The sequence below is a fragment of the Celeribacter sp. SCSIO 80838 genome, from assembly GCF_056498065.1.
In genome coordinates this window covers 519,792-533,472 of record NZ_JAZKMA010000001.1, presented here as the reverse complement: position 1 = coordinate 533,472, position 13,681 = coordinate 519,792, and the positions used below count along the sequence as shown (strand labels likewise).

Genomic DNA, 13,681 nt, shown 5'->3' with positions numbered 1-13,681 from the left:
GCCGGAAACGGGAAGGGGATCGGCAAGACGGAACGCCTGAGGCAGAACGGAAACGCGCGCCCGGGTCTCCGGACGCGCGTACGTTTGTGCGTGGTTTTATTTGGGTGAAGTTACGCGGGCATCTTCGCCAGCGCGTCGATGAAGAACGGGCGGAAGCCTTCCGGGTGTTCGCTCATCGGGAAGTGACCAAGTTCGTCCATCACGGCGCAGGTCGCGCCGGGAATGGCATCCGCCGTGCGCTGGGCATCCTCGGGCGTACAGGTCAGGTCATAGGCACCGACCAGAATATGCACCGGGGTTTTGCCCGTGTCGATCAGCGGCAGGCGGGGGATCAGGCTCTCGTCTTTCGTGTAGAAGGACAGATCGCCCCGGAACACACCCGGCCCGGATTGCATGAACATCCAGAGCGTGTTCCACCGCTCGGCATTCGGCGCATAGGGCGAGATATTCGCCGACACCAGCGCCGCACCCATCTCGCCGCCATGGGCGTCGGGGCGGTGGAACCAGTCGATGTCGTACCAGGCCGGTTGGAAATCGGAGGCCTCGACGGCGATGAAGCCGGAGAACCTGTCGGCATGAAGTGCGGCAAGTTGAAGCGATATGCGCCCGCCCATGGAACAGCCCGCCAGCACCGGCGTCTGCAAGCCGAGCGCCTCGACAATGGCCAGAACCGTTTCGATATAGAACTCGGTGGTCAGCAGGTATTCTTCGGTTTCAAAGCCCTCGGGCGGCAGGGATTTCCCATGCCACGGCATGTCGAACGCGATCAGACGATTGTTCGCCGTCACTTCGGCATCGTTCATCAGGTGACGCCACTGGCGGGTGTCTGCGCCCGCGGTATGCAGGCAGAGAACAGGGCGGCCCTGACCGGCCTCTTCGAAATAAATGCGGTGGGTGCGACCGCTTACGGTGACGGTCACATACCGACCGACGATGGGATCAATCGCGCTCATGCCGACACCTCCATGCCCGAAGTCGTGTCCCGGCCAAGGGCAAGGAATTCTTTGAAAAAACGCAGGTTTTTGACGAGGACGAGGATGTCGCCATCGACCCGCGCCCGCCCGATCTTCACAAGGCCGAACACGTCGTGAAAGCCCGCCTCGGGGATCGGCTGCCAGAACGCCTCGAGCGCCTCCGCATCGGTGCGCAACGCAAAACGCCACGGCGTCTTGCGGCTCGGCCCGGGGGTCACATCGACCAGATGGCCTTTCTCGAAGGTGAGGTAATATTCGTCCTCGCCCAGTTGAATCAGAACCGTTTCGGAAAACAGCCGTCCCAATCTGAGAAGATGGGCGCGCGCTTCAAGGGCGGCTCCCATGGCGGTCCATTTGTCGAGCATTTCTGCATCATCCCGTATCATTGTCTTTCCGGGAGACCATGCTTTTGCGGGCGGCATTCAGCAATGTCGAAAGGGGTATCTCCCGATACCTGCGGGGCGGTCGCGACCGCGCGGGGACATGTCGAGACCTCCGGGTATCGACCGATACCGGGATGCGTATTGGAACGGGGCGTCGGCTCTGAAATCATCCACCCCAGCTTTGAAGACGGGTGTCTTCATCCGCGATTGATATGCCGCGCCAGGCTTTGAGGAGGACCAAGATGCGCAATGTGACCATTGAGAATGTAACCGAGATCGTTCTGGGCTCGCTGGGGAAAAACGGGCCGATCACGCCCCGCAACCACGAGATCATGACCTGTCTGATCCGTCACCTGCACGACTTCTGCCGCGAAGCGAAAATCCAGCACCACGAGTTCCTCTATGCCTGTGATTTCCTCGCCCGCGCCGGTCAGATCACCGATGACAAACGGCAGGAATTCATCCTTCTGGGCGATATCCTTGGCGTCGAAGTGCTGGTCGACATGCTGACCCACCCGATCGACGGTACCGAGAGCGAATCCACCGTGCTCGGGCCGTTCTATCGTGAAAATCCGCCGGTGCTGCCGAAAGGCTCGTCCACCATTCAGAAGCATTTCGACGACGAGGAAACCGTTTATTTCGAGGGCTATATCCGCGATGTCGCCGGCAACGCGCTCGAAGGCGTGATGCTCGACGTCTGGGAAGATGCGCCGAACGGTCTCTACGAAAACCACGACCCGGACCAGCCGGATTACAACTTGCGTGGCCGCTTCATGACTGACGAAAACGGTCACTTCGCGTTCCAGGCCGTGCGTCCGGTGCCCTATCCGATCCCCTCGGATGAGACCGCAGGCGAGCTGATCCGTGCCATGGGTCACCACCCGAACCGTCCGGGCCACATCCACTTCATGATCGCGAAAGACGGCTACCGCAGCCTCGTCAGCCAAGTCTACGACAGCTCCAGCGACTTCCTTGAAAAAGACAGCGTCTTCGCCGTCAAGGAAAGCCTCGTGGCCGAGTTCCGTCCGGCCGGTGACGACTACGACACCGATCTCTATGTCCGTTTCGACTTCGTGATGAAAGCGGCGGATGTGGCGGCTCTGGCTGCGGAATAATCCGCGCAAACCCGCTGTGACACCCCGCTGTGACACAATGCCAAGCCCCCGCCGATGTGCGGGGGCTTTCGCTTGTCTGAAAAACCGGGTTTCATAGACAAAGCCTAAGGGGAGAAGCGGGCGTGGACATCCGGCAGATGAAATATTTCGTGGCGGTCGCCGAGGAGCTGCATTTCGGACGCGCCGCAGAGCGGCTCGACATGGCGCAGCCGCCGCTCAGCCGCCAGATCAAACAGATCGAGACGGAGATCGGCGTCCTGCTGTTCAACCGGGGCCGCAATGCGATTACGCTGACACAGGCGGGGGAACAGCTCTACAAACGTGTGATCGCCATTCTGGCCCAGATCGACGACGCCATTCTGGAGGCCCGTCGCATCGGGCAGGGCGCCGAGGGGCGGTTGCGTCTGGGCTTTGTCGGCTCCTCGACCTACGGGCTTTTGCCGACCATCGTGAAATCCTACCGCGCGCATTACCCGGAGGTGAACCTTGGCCTCTTCCCGATGAACAACGCCCGGCTGCACCGCGCTTTGGTGCGCCGCGAGATCGACGTGGCCTTTGCCCGTCCGGCGCTGGTCGACTCGGAGTTCCAGACCCGATTTCTGACCGAAGAAGCGCTGCTCGCCGCTGTGCCCGACATGTTCCAGCCGGGGCCGGGGGATCGGTTCGATCCAGGGAGCGCCCGTGGGCAGAACATCATCCTCTACCCGGAATTCCCGCGCCCGAGCTACGCCGATTTCGTGATGTCCAATCTTGAGAGCAAGGGATTCACCGAGTTCAAGCGGGTGTTCACCATGGACCTTCAGACTGCGCTGAGCCTTGTGGCCATCGGCGAAGGCGTTTGCATCGTCCCGGCCTCGGTCGCGACCGGCAAGCGTAACGGAATTCGTTTTCTCACGATCGAGCCCGAGCTCGACAAGACGGCGCTCTCGGTGAGCCACCGTCTCGACGAACAAGGTGTGCATGTGAAGAATTTCATCAAGATCGCGCAAACCGTCGCGCGCAAGATGCTCTGAGCGAAGAGGGAAGGCGGGGCTTACGCCCCGACCGCCCGAAGCCCGCCCTGGATGCCGTCGCGGTCGAACCGCGCGATCTTGTCCTCGTCCAGCGACACGCCGATGCCCGGCCCTTCGGGAAGATGCACTTCGAAATCGCTGTAGCTGAGCGGCGTGGCAAGGATTTCCTCGGCAAAGAGCAAGGGCCCGAACAGCTCACAGCCAAATGTCATCCGGTCCACCGTGGCAAAGAGATGCAGTGCCGCCGCCGTGCCCACGCCGCTTTCCAGCATGGTGCCGCCGTAAAGGCCGATCCCCGCCGCTTCGCCCATGGCGCAGACCTCGCGCGCGCGTTTCAAACCGCCCGATTGCGCCACCTTGACGGCAAACACATCCGCCGCGCGGTCACAGGCATAGGCCATCGCCGACGTCGGCCCACTCAGGCCCTCGTCGGCCATCACAGCAATGCGATGCGCGGCGGTGAGTTCCGCCATGCCCGCCCGGTCGCTGCCGACAACAGGTTGCTCGGCCAGCGTGCAGCCGATGTCCTCAAGCCCCGAAAGCCCCCAGCGCGCATCGTGCAGCGACCAGGCCTGATTGACGTCGACGCGGATCTGGCCACGGTCGCCCACCGCCTTGGCGATGGCTTCGACATGGGCGATGTCTTCGCGCACCGGGCGTTTGCCGATCTTCAGTTTGAAGATGTTGTGCCGCTTGGTGTCGAGCATCTCATGGGCTTCGTCGATGTCTTTCGCGGAAATCCCGCTCGCCAGCGTCCAGGCACAGGGGATCGACGTCCGCACCGCGCCGCCGAACAGGTCCGCCAGCGGCACGCCCTGACGCCGCGCCAGCCCGTCCCAAAGCGCCATTTCCACGGCCGCCTTGGCGATATTGTTGCCCTTCACGGCCATATCCATGCGCTGGATCGCGGCGTTTACATTGTCCGCCGGCTGATCGGCCAGGACCGGCGCGATATAGGTGAGAATGGCGGAGCGAATGCTCTCCGGGCTCTCGGAACCATAGCTCAGGCCACCGATGGAGGTGCCTTCACCGATGCCTTCGGAGCCATCGGAGAACCGGATGCGGACCAGTACGAAGGACTGGGCCAGCATCGTGGTCATCGCCAGAACGTGCCCGCGAATGGTGGGCACGTCGATAATTTTCGCTTCAATCTGTTCGATCCGGGTCAAGGTCTTGGCTTTCATGTCTGATGTGTCACCAGCATGAAGCAGCGCGACGGATCGGTCCATTACCTTGCCGGTCTCGGGTGATACTTCCGGGTGGTTTCAGCCGCGATGGTGAATCGTTGCGATGAACCGCAGGGCGGCCCGGAGCTCACGGAAACCTGCCGAAACAGGACGTTGGACGCGCCGACCGGTCATTTCGTCAAAATCAGTTTGCCCGCGCGGGTGATGCGCAGAGTGTAGATCTGACCGTCCAGATTGATCTGACGGGTGCTGCCTTCGGCAATCAGGCTGCGCGCGTCGAGCGGCGGGAGTTGCGTGGTCTCTGCGGTCATCGAGGTTACATATGCGTTCATTTCAGGTGCCTTTGGGCTTGTGTCTTTATCAGTCATCTCAATCCGCCTGCCTTTCGGTTGGCGGTGAATTGCTTCACGTGGTTGAGGATCACCAAGACTGGCTGGGCGTTTCCCGCCTCTGCTTGCCATGGGGCCGCGCCGACTGCGCGACTCACGGGGCATTCCCGTTCTCTTTGCTCTGGATATTAAGCCTGAGTTTTTCTGTCAACTTTTTCGTGGGGATATTTTTGCCGTGAACTTGAAATCTGCGACACTGTGCGAATTTTGCCGCAAGACGGCGAAGCTCGACATCTGCTCACACGGAAACCCGTGTCCCAGCGCGCGTGAGAGCAGATCAAAGTTGACAAATGTGTCAATTCTCATATGTCACGAGACAACCTCGTGACAGTCGGAGCAACGCGATGATGGCGGACCGGAACATGTTTGTGGCGCTTTTGCTTGCGGTCTTGCCGCAGGCCGGAGGGGCTGAGCCGCCTCTGAAGGTCGAACTGATCGCCGCAGAAAGCGAACCCGTGGTGCAGGAATTGCGGGTCATCGGTTCGGTCGAGGCCACCGACAGTTTCCCCGCCTCCTTCCGGCGCGGCGGACAGATCGACATGCTTGCGGCCGAGGTTGGACAGCGTTTTTCCGCAGGGGAGGTGATCGCCCGCATCGACCCGACCAATATCGTCGCCCAGCTCGATGCCGCGCAAGCCAATCTCGACGCTGCCGAGGCCGCGCTCGTGCAGGCGGTTCAGGCCCGCGACCGGACGCAATCCATGCTGGATCGCGGCGTCGGCACGCAGGCCCAATATGATGAGGCGCAGCAGGATTACCTCGAAGCCAAGGCGCAACGCGATCAGGCCAGCGCCCTCCTCGAAACCGCCGAACAGGCCTTCGAGGACACCGAGTTGAAAGCCGACCGCGCCGTGACGGTGATCGAACGCTATACCGATCTGGGGGAGGTTGTCTCCGCCGGGACCACCGTCGTTCAGCTTGCTCCCGAAGACCAGCGTCAGGCGGTGTTCCTTGCTCCCGATATGGCGGGGCTGTCGTCCCTGCGCGGCCATGTGCTCGAACTTGACCCGGCGGGACCGGTTGCGGCCTTCGAGGCCACGGTGACGGAGGTTCTGCCGGTTCTGAACGACACCGGCACCGTGGAAATCCACGCCGACATCCCTGCGGACAAGGTCGCGGAGATTCCCATCGGCACCTCGATCACCGGGCGCGTCGCCCTACGCATGACGCCGCGCATCCTGTTGCCCTGGACCGCCCTGAGCGGCAGTGTCGACGGCCCCGCCGTCTGGGTGCGCGACCCGGCGACCGGCGCGGTGGCGCTGAAACAGGTGCGCATCGACCGCTACGAGGATGACATGATTTCCATCGCCGAGGGGCTGGGCGAGGGCGATGTCGTGGTCGGGGCGGGCTCGCATCTCTTGTATGACGGGCGACAGGTCGAAGCACTGGAGGGCGGGGAATGATGAGCCTTTTGCAGAGAATCATGCTGACGACCGCGTTTTGCCTGTCGGCCAACGCAAGCGTCGCCGAAGAGACAACCGTGCCGGAGGCGCCTCGCCCGGTCATCACCGAATTCCTGTCCTCCGACCCGGCGGCGGAACGCCAGTTCTCCGGTGTGATCCGCGGACAGGACGTCACTGCGCTGGCGTTTCAGACCAGCGGGCGTCTGGCGACGCTCGACGTCGACGCCGGGGACCGGGTGACCGAGGGGCAGGTGATCGCTACGCTCGACCAGATCACGCTGGCCCAGGATGTCGCCGTGGCTCAGGCTGCGCTCTCCGCCGCCGAGGCGCAGGCGGAGTTCGCCCTCTCGCAATATGATCGCGTCGAGGCCCTCGTCGCCCGCAATGTCGCCACCAGGGCCCAGATCGAAGCGGCTCGCGCCGCCCGCGATGCCGCGACCGCCAACGCCGACAGCGCCCGCGCCGATCTGGCGCAGGCCGAAGAGGCGGCGCGCTACGGCCACCTGAGCGCGCCGCGCGACGGCATCATCCTGAGCACGGATGTCGAACCCGGCACCTTGGTGAGTTCCGGCGTGAGCGTGGTCGAAATGGCCGACCCGCTGGGCCGCGAGGCGATCATCGACGTGCCGGAAAGTTTCGCCATGGTGATCCCGGATCACGCCGGTTTCATCGTGCGGCACCGCTCCGACGGCGTCGCCCCGGTCGCGGCGACCCTGAGCGTGATCGAACCGGTGGCCGAGACCAGCCTCGAGACCCGCCGTCTCCGGCTTACCCTCGACGATCCGCCGGAAGATTACCGCATCGGCACGCTGATCACCGCGACCTATGACAGCGACGCAGCCCCGGTGATGACCCTGCCGCAAACCGCGATTGCGGGGACGGATGAGGCTCCGGGCGTCTGGCGGGTTGAGGCCGGGAAGGGCGAGACCGGACGGACTGTCCATTTCATGCCGGTGACGCTCGGGCGGAGCATCGGGACGCGTGTGGTGATTGCCTCGGGTCTGACCGAGGGAGATGAGATTGTGGTGCGGGGCGCGCATGCGCTCGCAGAAGGCCAAAAGGTCGGGGAGCGGCGGCAATGAAAGGGTTCAACCTGTCCGATTGGGCGCTGGGGCATCGCTCCTTCATCTGGTTCATGATGATCGTGGCGGTGGTCGCGGGCGCGCTCAGTTACATGAAACTCGGCCGCGAAGAAGATCCGGCCTTCACCATCCGTACCATGGTTGTGACCGCCAGCCTGCCGGGCGCCACCGCCGAGGAAACCGTCACGCAGGTGACAGACCGCATCGAGCGCAAGTTGCAGGAACTGCCCGCGCTCGACGGCACGCGCTCGGTCACCTATCCCGGCATTGCCATGGTCTATGTCGACCTGCGCGACGACATCCCCTCCGATCAGATCACCCCGTCCTGGATCCGGGTCCGGCAGATGATGTCGGACATTCAAAGCGAGTTCCCGCAGGAATTCCAAGGCTTTGCCTTCAACGACGATTTCGGTGACGTCTACGGTACCGTCTATGCCTTCACCGCCGACGGCTTTGCGCCCGAGGAGTTGAAGGACTATGTCGAGGACATCCGCGACGAGATCGAGAAAGTCGACAACGCGGGCAAGGTCGAGCTCTTCGGCACCCGCGATCAGGTGATCCGCATCGAATTCTCCTCCCGCCGTCTCGCCGCCTTCGGGCTTGAGGTGCAAAGCGTGCTCTCGTCGCTTTCGGCCCAGAACGAGATCGTGTCCTCCGGCATGATTTCGACAGAGGGGGAAAACATCCTTCTGCGCGTGTCGGGCCAGTTCGACAGTGCCGAGGCGCTGGCGCAGGCCCCGCTGCGCTCGGGCGATATCTTCTTTACCCTCGCCGATGTGGGCGAGGTGACCGAAGGCTACGAAGACCCGCCCTCCGAACTGTTCCGCTACAACGGCCAGCCCGCCATCGGGCTCAAGATCGGTATGCGCGACGGCGGCAATATCCTCGATTTCGGCTCGGCCGTGGACGCGCTCATGACCGAGCTGACCGCCGCCCTGCCGATCGGCATCGACGTGTATCACGTCGCCGATCAGCCGAAGGTGGTCGAGGAGTCGGTCGGCCATTTCGTGCAGGCGCTGATCGAAGCGGTGGTGATCGTTCTGGCCGTGAGTTTCGTGTCGCTCGGTGTGCGCGCGGGCTTTGTCGTCAGCCTGACGATCCCGCTGGTGCTGGCGCTCACCTTCGTTTTCATGGAGATCATGGGCATCACGTTGCAACGGATTTCCCTTGGCGCGCTGATCATCGCGCTGGGCCTTCTGGTCGACGATGCGATGATTGCCATCGAGACGATGATCTCCCGGCTGGAACGCGGCGAAAGCCGTCACAAGGCGGCGTCTTACGCCTGGACCACCATCGCCTGGCCGATGCTGACGGGCACGCTGATCACCACGGCGGGTTTCATCCCGATCGGGCTCAACAGCTCGAACGCCGGGGAATACACCCGCACGCTGTTCTATGTGATCGCGATCTCGCTGGTGCTGAGCTGGATCGTCGCGGTGCTCTTCGCCCCGGTGCTGGGCGCGACCTTCCTGCCGAAGAAATGGAAACACGAACATGGCGAAGCGGGTTGGCTGCGTCGTCGTTTCCATCACCTGCTGCGCCTGTCGATGCGGTTCAGGATCCTCACCGTGCTGATCACCTTTCTGGCCTTCGCGGTCTCTGTCGTCGGCATGAGCAAGGTCGAACAACAGTTCTTCCCAAGCTCGGACCGCCCCGAGGTTCTGGTCGATGTGACCCTGCGCCAGAATGCCAGCATTTACGCCACTGACAGCGCCATCGCCGGGTTCGAAACCTGGCTCGGCCAGCAGGACGAAGTGAGCTACTGGACCAGCTATGTCGGCACCGGTGCGCCGCGTGTGATCCTGACGCTGGAAGCGCTGACACCTGGTCCTAACATCGGGCAGCTTCTGATCGTGACGTCCGATCTGGAGGCGCGCGACCGTCTGATCGCCAAGGTGCGCGCCTATTCCGACGCTCAGCCCGGCACGGAATTCTATCCCAAGACCTTCGAACTGGGGCCGCCCGTGGGCAAGCCGGTGCAATACCGGATTTCCGGGCCGGATTATGCCGAGCTGCGCGATCACGCCCGCGATTTCGCCGCCGTGATGGCCAGCGATGACCGGCTGATCTCCATCGCACCCGACTGGAACGAGCCGAGCCGCGTCGTGCGGGTCGATCTCGATCAGGCCCGGATGCGCCAACTCGGGCTGACGCAATCCGATGTGGCGGGGGTTCTGGCCTCGCTCTTCGAGGGCACGACCGTGACCCAGATCCGTCAGGGCCGCGATCTGATCAATGTGGAAATCCGTGGTGCCGATGAGGACCGCCAGACGCTTTCCGCCCTCGAAAGCCTGCAATTCGCCAATGCCGACGGGGTGTCTATCCCGCTGTCGTCCATCGCGACGCTGGATTGGGTCACCGAACAGCCGATGATCCGTCAGGAAGACCGCGAACCGGTGATCACCGTCAAGGCGGCGATTGCCACCGACGATCTTCCGGCGACCATCGTCACCGATCTTACCCCCACTGTGGCGGCCTTTGCCGAGACCCTGCCGCGGGGCTATTCGGTCGAGGTCGGCGGCACGGTCGAGAGCAGTTCGGAAAGTCAGGCGCCGATCATGGCGGTGATGCCGATCATGATCCTGATCATGCTGACGCTGACGATGATGCAGGTGCAGAGCTTCCGCCTGATGTTCGTTGTGCTCGCCGTCGCGCCTCTGGGCCTGATCGGTGTGGTCGCCTCGCTCCTGTCGGCCCATGCGCCGATGGGCTTCGTCGCGCTTCTGGGCGTTCTCGCCCTGATCGGCATCCTGATGCGCAACTCGATCATCCTCGTGCAGGCCATTGAGGACCTGCGCGCCGAGGGCAAATCGCGCTGGCAGGCGGTGTTCGAGGCCTCGGACAGCCGTGCGCGTCCGATCCTCCTGACCGCCGCGGCCGCCTCTCTGGCGCTGATCCCGATCTCGCGTCAGGTGTTCTGGGGTCCGATGGCCTATGCCATGATGGGCGGCATCATCGCGGGGACATTGATCACCCTGCTGTTCGCCCCCGCGCTCTATTGCCTTGTCTTCGGCGTGAAGCCCGAAAAGGAGGCCTGAGCATGACCAAGGGCTGCTCCGCCCCTCTCGATCACCGCACCCGCATCGGTCAGGCGCGCCGCGAAAAGACCCGCGAGCGGCTGTGCGAAGCGGCGATCATGGTCTTTGCCGAACGCGGGCTGAACGGCACGGTGATCGACCATGTGGTGCGTCAGGCCGGGGTGTCGCGCGGCACGTTCTACAATTATTTCGACACCATCGAGGATGTGCTCGACGCCGCGCGGGTGATGCTCAAACGCGAGCTGGTTTTGCTGGTCAAGGATTCGGTCGATTTCGACCGCCCGCCCGCCGAACGTGTCGCCTTTGGCCTGCGCGCCTTCATCGAAGTGGCACGCCAGAACAAGCTCTTCCTCGAATTCTCCGCCCGCCTCGGGCATCAGAGCTACAGTTTCTCGAACCTGTTGAAGGAAACCGCGCCGGGTTTCGTGTCGAGCGCCATTGAGGCCGGGGAGTTCCGCCCGATCCCGGAGGGGCTGATCTTCGACCTGATGGAAAGCGGCGCAATCGCGGTGTTGCGGCGTTTGATGGACGGCGAAGAGGTCGATGTCGCGGCCTTCGTGTCGGCGATGCTGCGGGTGCTTGGGTTGAGTTACGAGGCCTCCGTGGCCATTGCCGCGCTTCCGGTCGAGGTGCCGCAACCCGCAGAGGACAGTCTTCTGCTGCGTGCCAACGCGACCTGGAGCGCATCACACTGAGCTGCGGCCCATCCGCACCAGAGCCTCGGCCAGCATCGTCGCGGCCCGCACCCCGTCGATCAGCGTCACTCCGGTCGACAGGCTCAGCGCCGCATGATGCGTCGTCATGCCCGCACATCCGAGAATGACACTGCCCGCGCCGCGTGCACCCATGGTCCTGATCTCGTCGGAGAGCTTTTCAAGCACGTCCGGGCGGCCTTCTTCCACGTCGAGAACCGGAATGTTTGACGGCACGACCCCGAGACAGGCGCCCTCAAACCCAAGCCGCTCGATGTTGCCCTCGATCACCGGCACCGATCCGGCCATGGTGGTCACCACACCATAGCTTTGCCCCATCAGGAGCGCCATGTGATAGGCCGCCTGTCCGATGCCGATCACCGGGCAATGTGCCTTGGCGCGCAGCTCCTCAAGTCCGGTATCGTCGAAACAGGCGATCACGATGACCTCGACACCTGCCTCCCGCGCCTTTGGCAAAAGCGCCAGAAGCCCGGGCAGGGCGGCGTCGCCGTCCTCGGGCCCCTGAATGGCGGGCGGGCCGTCGCTATTGGTCCAGCCGAGGATCTCCGCCTCCGGGAGGACCGCCCGTGCGGTTGTCACGACGCTCTCGGTCATTGCCACGGTCGAATTCGGATTGAGAAAGAGGAGCTTCACCTCAGACCCCTTGTCCCGCGTCCGACCCGAACCGCGCCCGGCGTTTGCCAAGGCCCCAGACGGTCAAGAGAAACGCCCCGATGATCAGCAGGGAAAACAGCGTCGTCATTGTGCCGAGCGCATAGATCACCGGCGTGGTCACATTGGTCGTCATGCCGAAAATCTCCAGAGGCAGGGTGTTGTAGGACCCGGCGGTCAACAGCGTGCGCGCGAACTCATCATAAGAGAGCGTAAAGCCAAACAGTCCCACCCCGATCAGCGAGGGCGCGATGATCGGAAGAACCACATAGCGCACGGTTTGCCAAGGGGAGGCACCTTGGTCGCGGGCGGCTTCCTCGAAGGATTTGTCAAAGCGGTTGAACACGGCGAACATGATCAACAGGCCAAAGGGCAGGGTCCAGGTGAGCTGCGAGCCGAACCCCGAGGTGGCCCAGTGAATTTTCAACCCGAACTGGTTGAAGATGAGGCCGACGCCCAAAGAGATCAGGATCGAGGGGATCACCAGCGAGGCGATGATCAGATAGAACAATATGCCGGAGCCGTAGAAGCGTTTGCGGAAGGCAAAGCCGCCCATGACGGAGACCACAACGGTCGTTACCATGACCATCAGGCCGAGCGCGAAGGAGCGGCGGAAACTGCCCCAGATGTCACCTACGGCCTGTTCCTGAAACAACTCGCGGAACCAGTTGAGCGAAGTGCCCTGCATCGGAAACGTAAGCCCGCCGCCGGGGCCTTGGAACGACAGGATGCCGATGGTCAGCGTCGGGCCGTAGAGGAACAGGATGAACAGCCCGAAGAAGGCGGTGAGCAGGTAGAAGGATTTGGATTTCTTTTCCATGGCTCAGAGCTCCTTTCGGATGTCGACGAAGCGCAACAGGATGCCGATCACGATCAGGACGGTGATCAAAAGGATCACGGCGGTGGCGGCGGCAGACGGGTATTGCAACAGGGAAATGTCGTTCGAAATGAGCCGCCCGACGTTGGCCTTTTGCGATCCGGACATAAACCGCACGGTGATGAAATCGCCCATCACGAGGGTCAGCACAAAGATGGTCCCAATCATGATGCCGGGCTTCGTGAGGGGCAAAATCACGTGGATCAGGGTCTGAAATCCGCTGGCGCCATTGTCGCGCGCCGCTTCGATCAGGGAATGATCAATCCGCGTCATCGTGTTGAAAATCGGCACCACCATGAAGAGCGTATAGAGATGCACAAAGGCCAGGATCACCGAGAAATCGGAATACAAGAGCCACTCCAATGGCTGATCCGTGATGCCCCAGCTTTGCAGCATCGAGTTGGCGATGCCGTTGCGCCCGAGGAACGGAATCCACGAAATCATCCGAATGATGTTTGAGGTCCAGAACGGGATGGTGCAAAGGAGAAACAGCGCGATCTGTGTCGTCTGGTTCTGGATGTGAAAGGCGAGATAATAGGCGACCGTAAACCCGATCGCGAGCGTCATCGCCCATGTGATCGCGGCGTATTTGAACGTCGCGAAGAACACCTTGTAGGTCACCGGAGAGCCGAACAGGAATTCGTAATTCTCAAAGGAAAACCCCGGGATGATCGAAAACTCGGTGGCCTGCCAGAAGCTCACCACGACGATGGTGATGATCGGCAGGATCAGAAATCCGATCAAGATCAGGGTCAGGGGCGAGGCCTGAAGCCAGCCCTGGATATGACGGTTTTTGAGCATCGCTTGGTTTCTTTCGTCTCAAAATATCCCGGGGGAGGAGACGTGCAGGCGTTGC

General features: G+C 62.5%; 13 protein-coding genes. 6 read left to right on the top strand and 7 right to left on the bottom strand.

Translation table 11 applies throughout. The features are described 5' to 3' along the window. Nucleotides 1-110 precede the first annotated feature (110 nt). On the bottom strand, nucleotides 111-953 hold the full coding sequence (locus V1475_RS02530) for an alpha/beta fold hydrolase (protein ID WP_479411492.1): 843 nt from the start codon (nucleotides 951-953) through the stop codon (nucleotides 111-113). Then, nucleotides 950-1,360 carry a hypothetical protein gene (locus tag V1475_RS02525; protein WP_479411491.1) on the bottom strand — a complete coding sequence of 137 codons (411 nt, stop codon included), beginning with the start codon at nucleotides 1,358-1,360 and terminating at the stop codon, nucleotides 950-952. Before V1475_RS02525 ends, V1475_RS02530 begins: the two co-directional genes overlap by 4 nt. 239 nt (nucleotides 1,361-1,599) lie before the next feature. On the opposite strand from V1475_RS02525, the gene V1475_RS02520 reads away from it, so the two are divergent. After that, on the top strand, nucleotides 1,600-2,472 hold the full coding sequence (locus V1475_RS02520) for a dioxygenase family protein (RefSeq protein WP_479411490.1): 873 nt from the start codon (nucleotides 1,600-1,602) through the stop codon (nucleotides 2,470-2,472). A gap of 122 nt (nucleotides 2,473-2,594) precedes the next feature. Beyond that, nucleotides 2,595-3,485, top strand: a complete 891-nt coding sequence (locus V1475_RS02515; RefSeq protein ID WP_479411489.1) for a LysR family transcriptional regulator — start codon at nucleotides 2,595-2,597, stop codon at nucleotides 3,483-3,485. Nucleotides 3,486-3,505: 20 nt separating this feature from the next. Here the strand turns inward: V1475_RS02515 and V1475_RS02510 are convergent, their stop codons facing one another. Both V1475_RS02510 and hemP read right to left on the bottom strand, forming a co-directional pair. Then, nucleotides 3,506-4,669: a muconate cycloisomerase family protein gene (locus tag V1475_RS02510; RefSeq protein WP_479411488.1), complete on the bottom strand. Its 1,164-nt coding sequence runs from the start codon at nucleotides 4,667-4,669 to the stop codon at nucleotides 3,506-3,508. A 173-nt stretch (nucleotides 4,670-4,842) separates the two neighbouring features. Then, nucleotides 4,843-5,004 carry a hemin uptake protein HemP gene (gene hemP, locus V1475_RS02505; protein WP_434290065.1) on the bottom strand — a complete coding sequence of 54 codons (162 nt, stop codon included), beginning with the start codon at nucleotides 5,002-5,004 and terminating at the stop codon, nucleotides 4,843-4,845. Nucleotides 5,005-5,405: 401 nt separating this feature from the next. Between hemP and V1475_RS02500 the strand changes: the two genes are divergently transcribed. Genes V1475_RS02500 through V1475_RS02485 form a run of 4 tightly spaced genes read left to right on the top strand, consistent with a single transcriptional unit; the run spans nucleotide 5,406 to nucleotide 11,279 of the window. Continuing rightward, nucleotides 5,406-6,464 carry an efflux RND transporter periplasmic adaptor subunit gene (locus tag V1475_RS02500; RefSeq protein ID WP_479411487.1) on the top strand — a complete coding sequence of 353 codons (1,059 nt, stop codon included), beginning with the start codon at nucleotides 5,406-5,408 and terminating at the stop codon, nucleotides 6,462-6,464. Further along, nucleotides 6,461-7,546, top strand: a complete 1,086-nt coding sequence (locus V1475_RS02495; RefSeq protein ID WP_434290068.1) for an efflux RND transporter periplasmic adaptor subunit — start codon at nucleotides 6,461-6,463, stop codon at nucleotides 7,544-7,546. Before V1475_RS02500 ends, V1475_RS02495 begins: the two co-directional genes overlap by 4 nt. Next, nucleotides 7,543-10,584, top strand: a complete 3,042-nt coding sequence (locus tag V1475_RS02490) for an efflux RND transporter permease subunit (protein ID WP_479411486.1) — start codon at nucleotides 7,543-7,545, stop codon at nucleotides 10,582-10,584. Before V1475_RS02495 ends, V1475_RS02490 begins: the two co-directional genes overlap by 4 nt. A 2-nt stretch (nucleotides 10,585-10,586) precedes the next feature. After that, nucleotides 10,587-11,279: a TetR/AcrR family transcriptional regulator gene (locus tag V1475_RS02485; protein ID WP_479411485.1), complete on the top strand. Its 693-nt coding sequence runs from the start codon at nucleotides 10,587-10,589 to the stop codon at nucleotides 11,277-11,279. Here the strand turns inward: V1475_RS02485 and V1475_RS02480 are convergent. The 3 genes from V1475_RS02480 to V1475_RS02470 are packed head-to-tail and all read right to left on the bottom strand — an operon-like array spanning nucleotide 11,271 to nucleotide 13,626. Then, on the bottom strand, nucleotides 11,271-11,930 hold the full coding sequence (locus V1475_RS02480; RefSeq protein ID WP_479411484.1) for an aspartate/glutamate racemase family protein: 660 nt from the start codon (nucleotides 11,928-11,930) through the stop codon (nucleotides 11,271-11,273). The genes V1475_RS02485 and V1475_RS02480 overlap by 9 nt on opposite strands. Nucleotide 11,931: 1 nt before the next feature. After that, nucleotides 11,932-12,768: an ABC transporter permease gene (locus tag V1475_RS02475; RefSeq protein WP_479411483.1), complete on the bottom strand. Its 837-nt coding sequence runs from the start codon at nucleotides 12,766-12,768 to the stop codon at nucleotides 11,932-11,934. 3 nt (nucleotides 12,769-12,771) lie between these two features. Next, entirely contained in the window at nucleotides 12,772-13,626 is an 855-nt protein-coding gene (locus V1475_RS02470; RefSeq protein WP_479411482.1) for an ABC transporter permease, read from the bottom strand. Nucleotides 13,627-13,681: the final 55 nt, after the last annotated feature.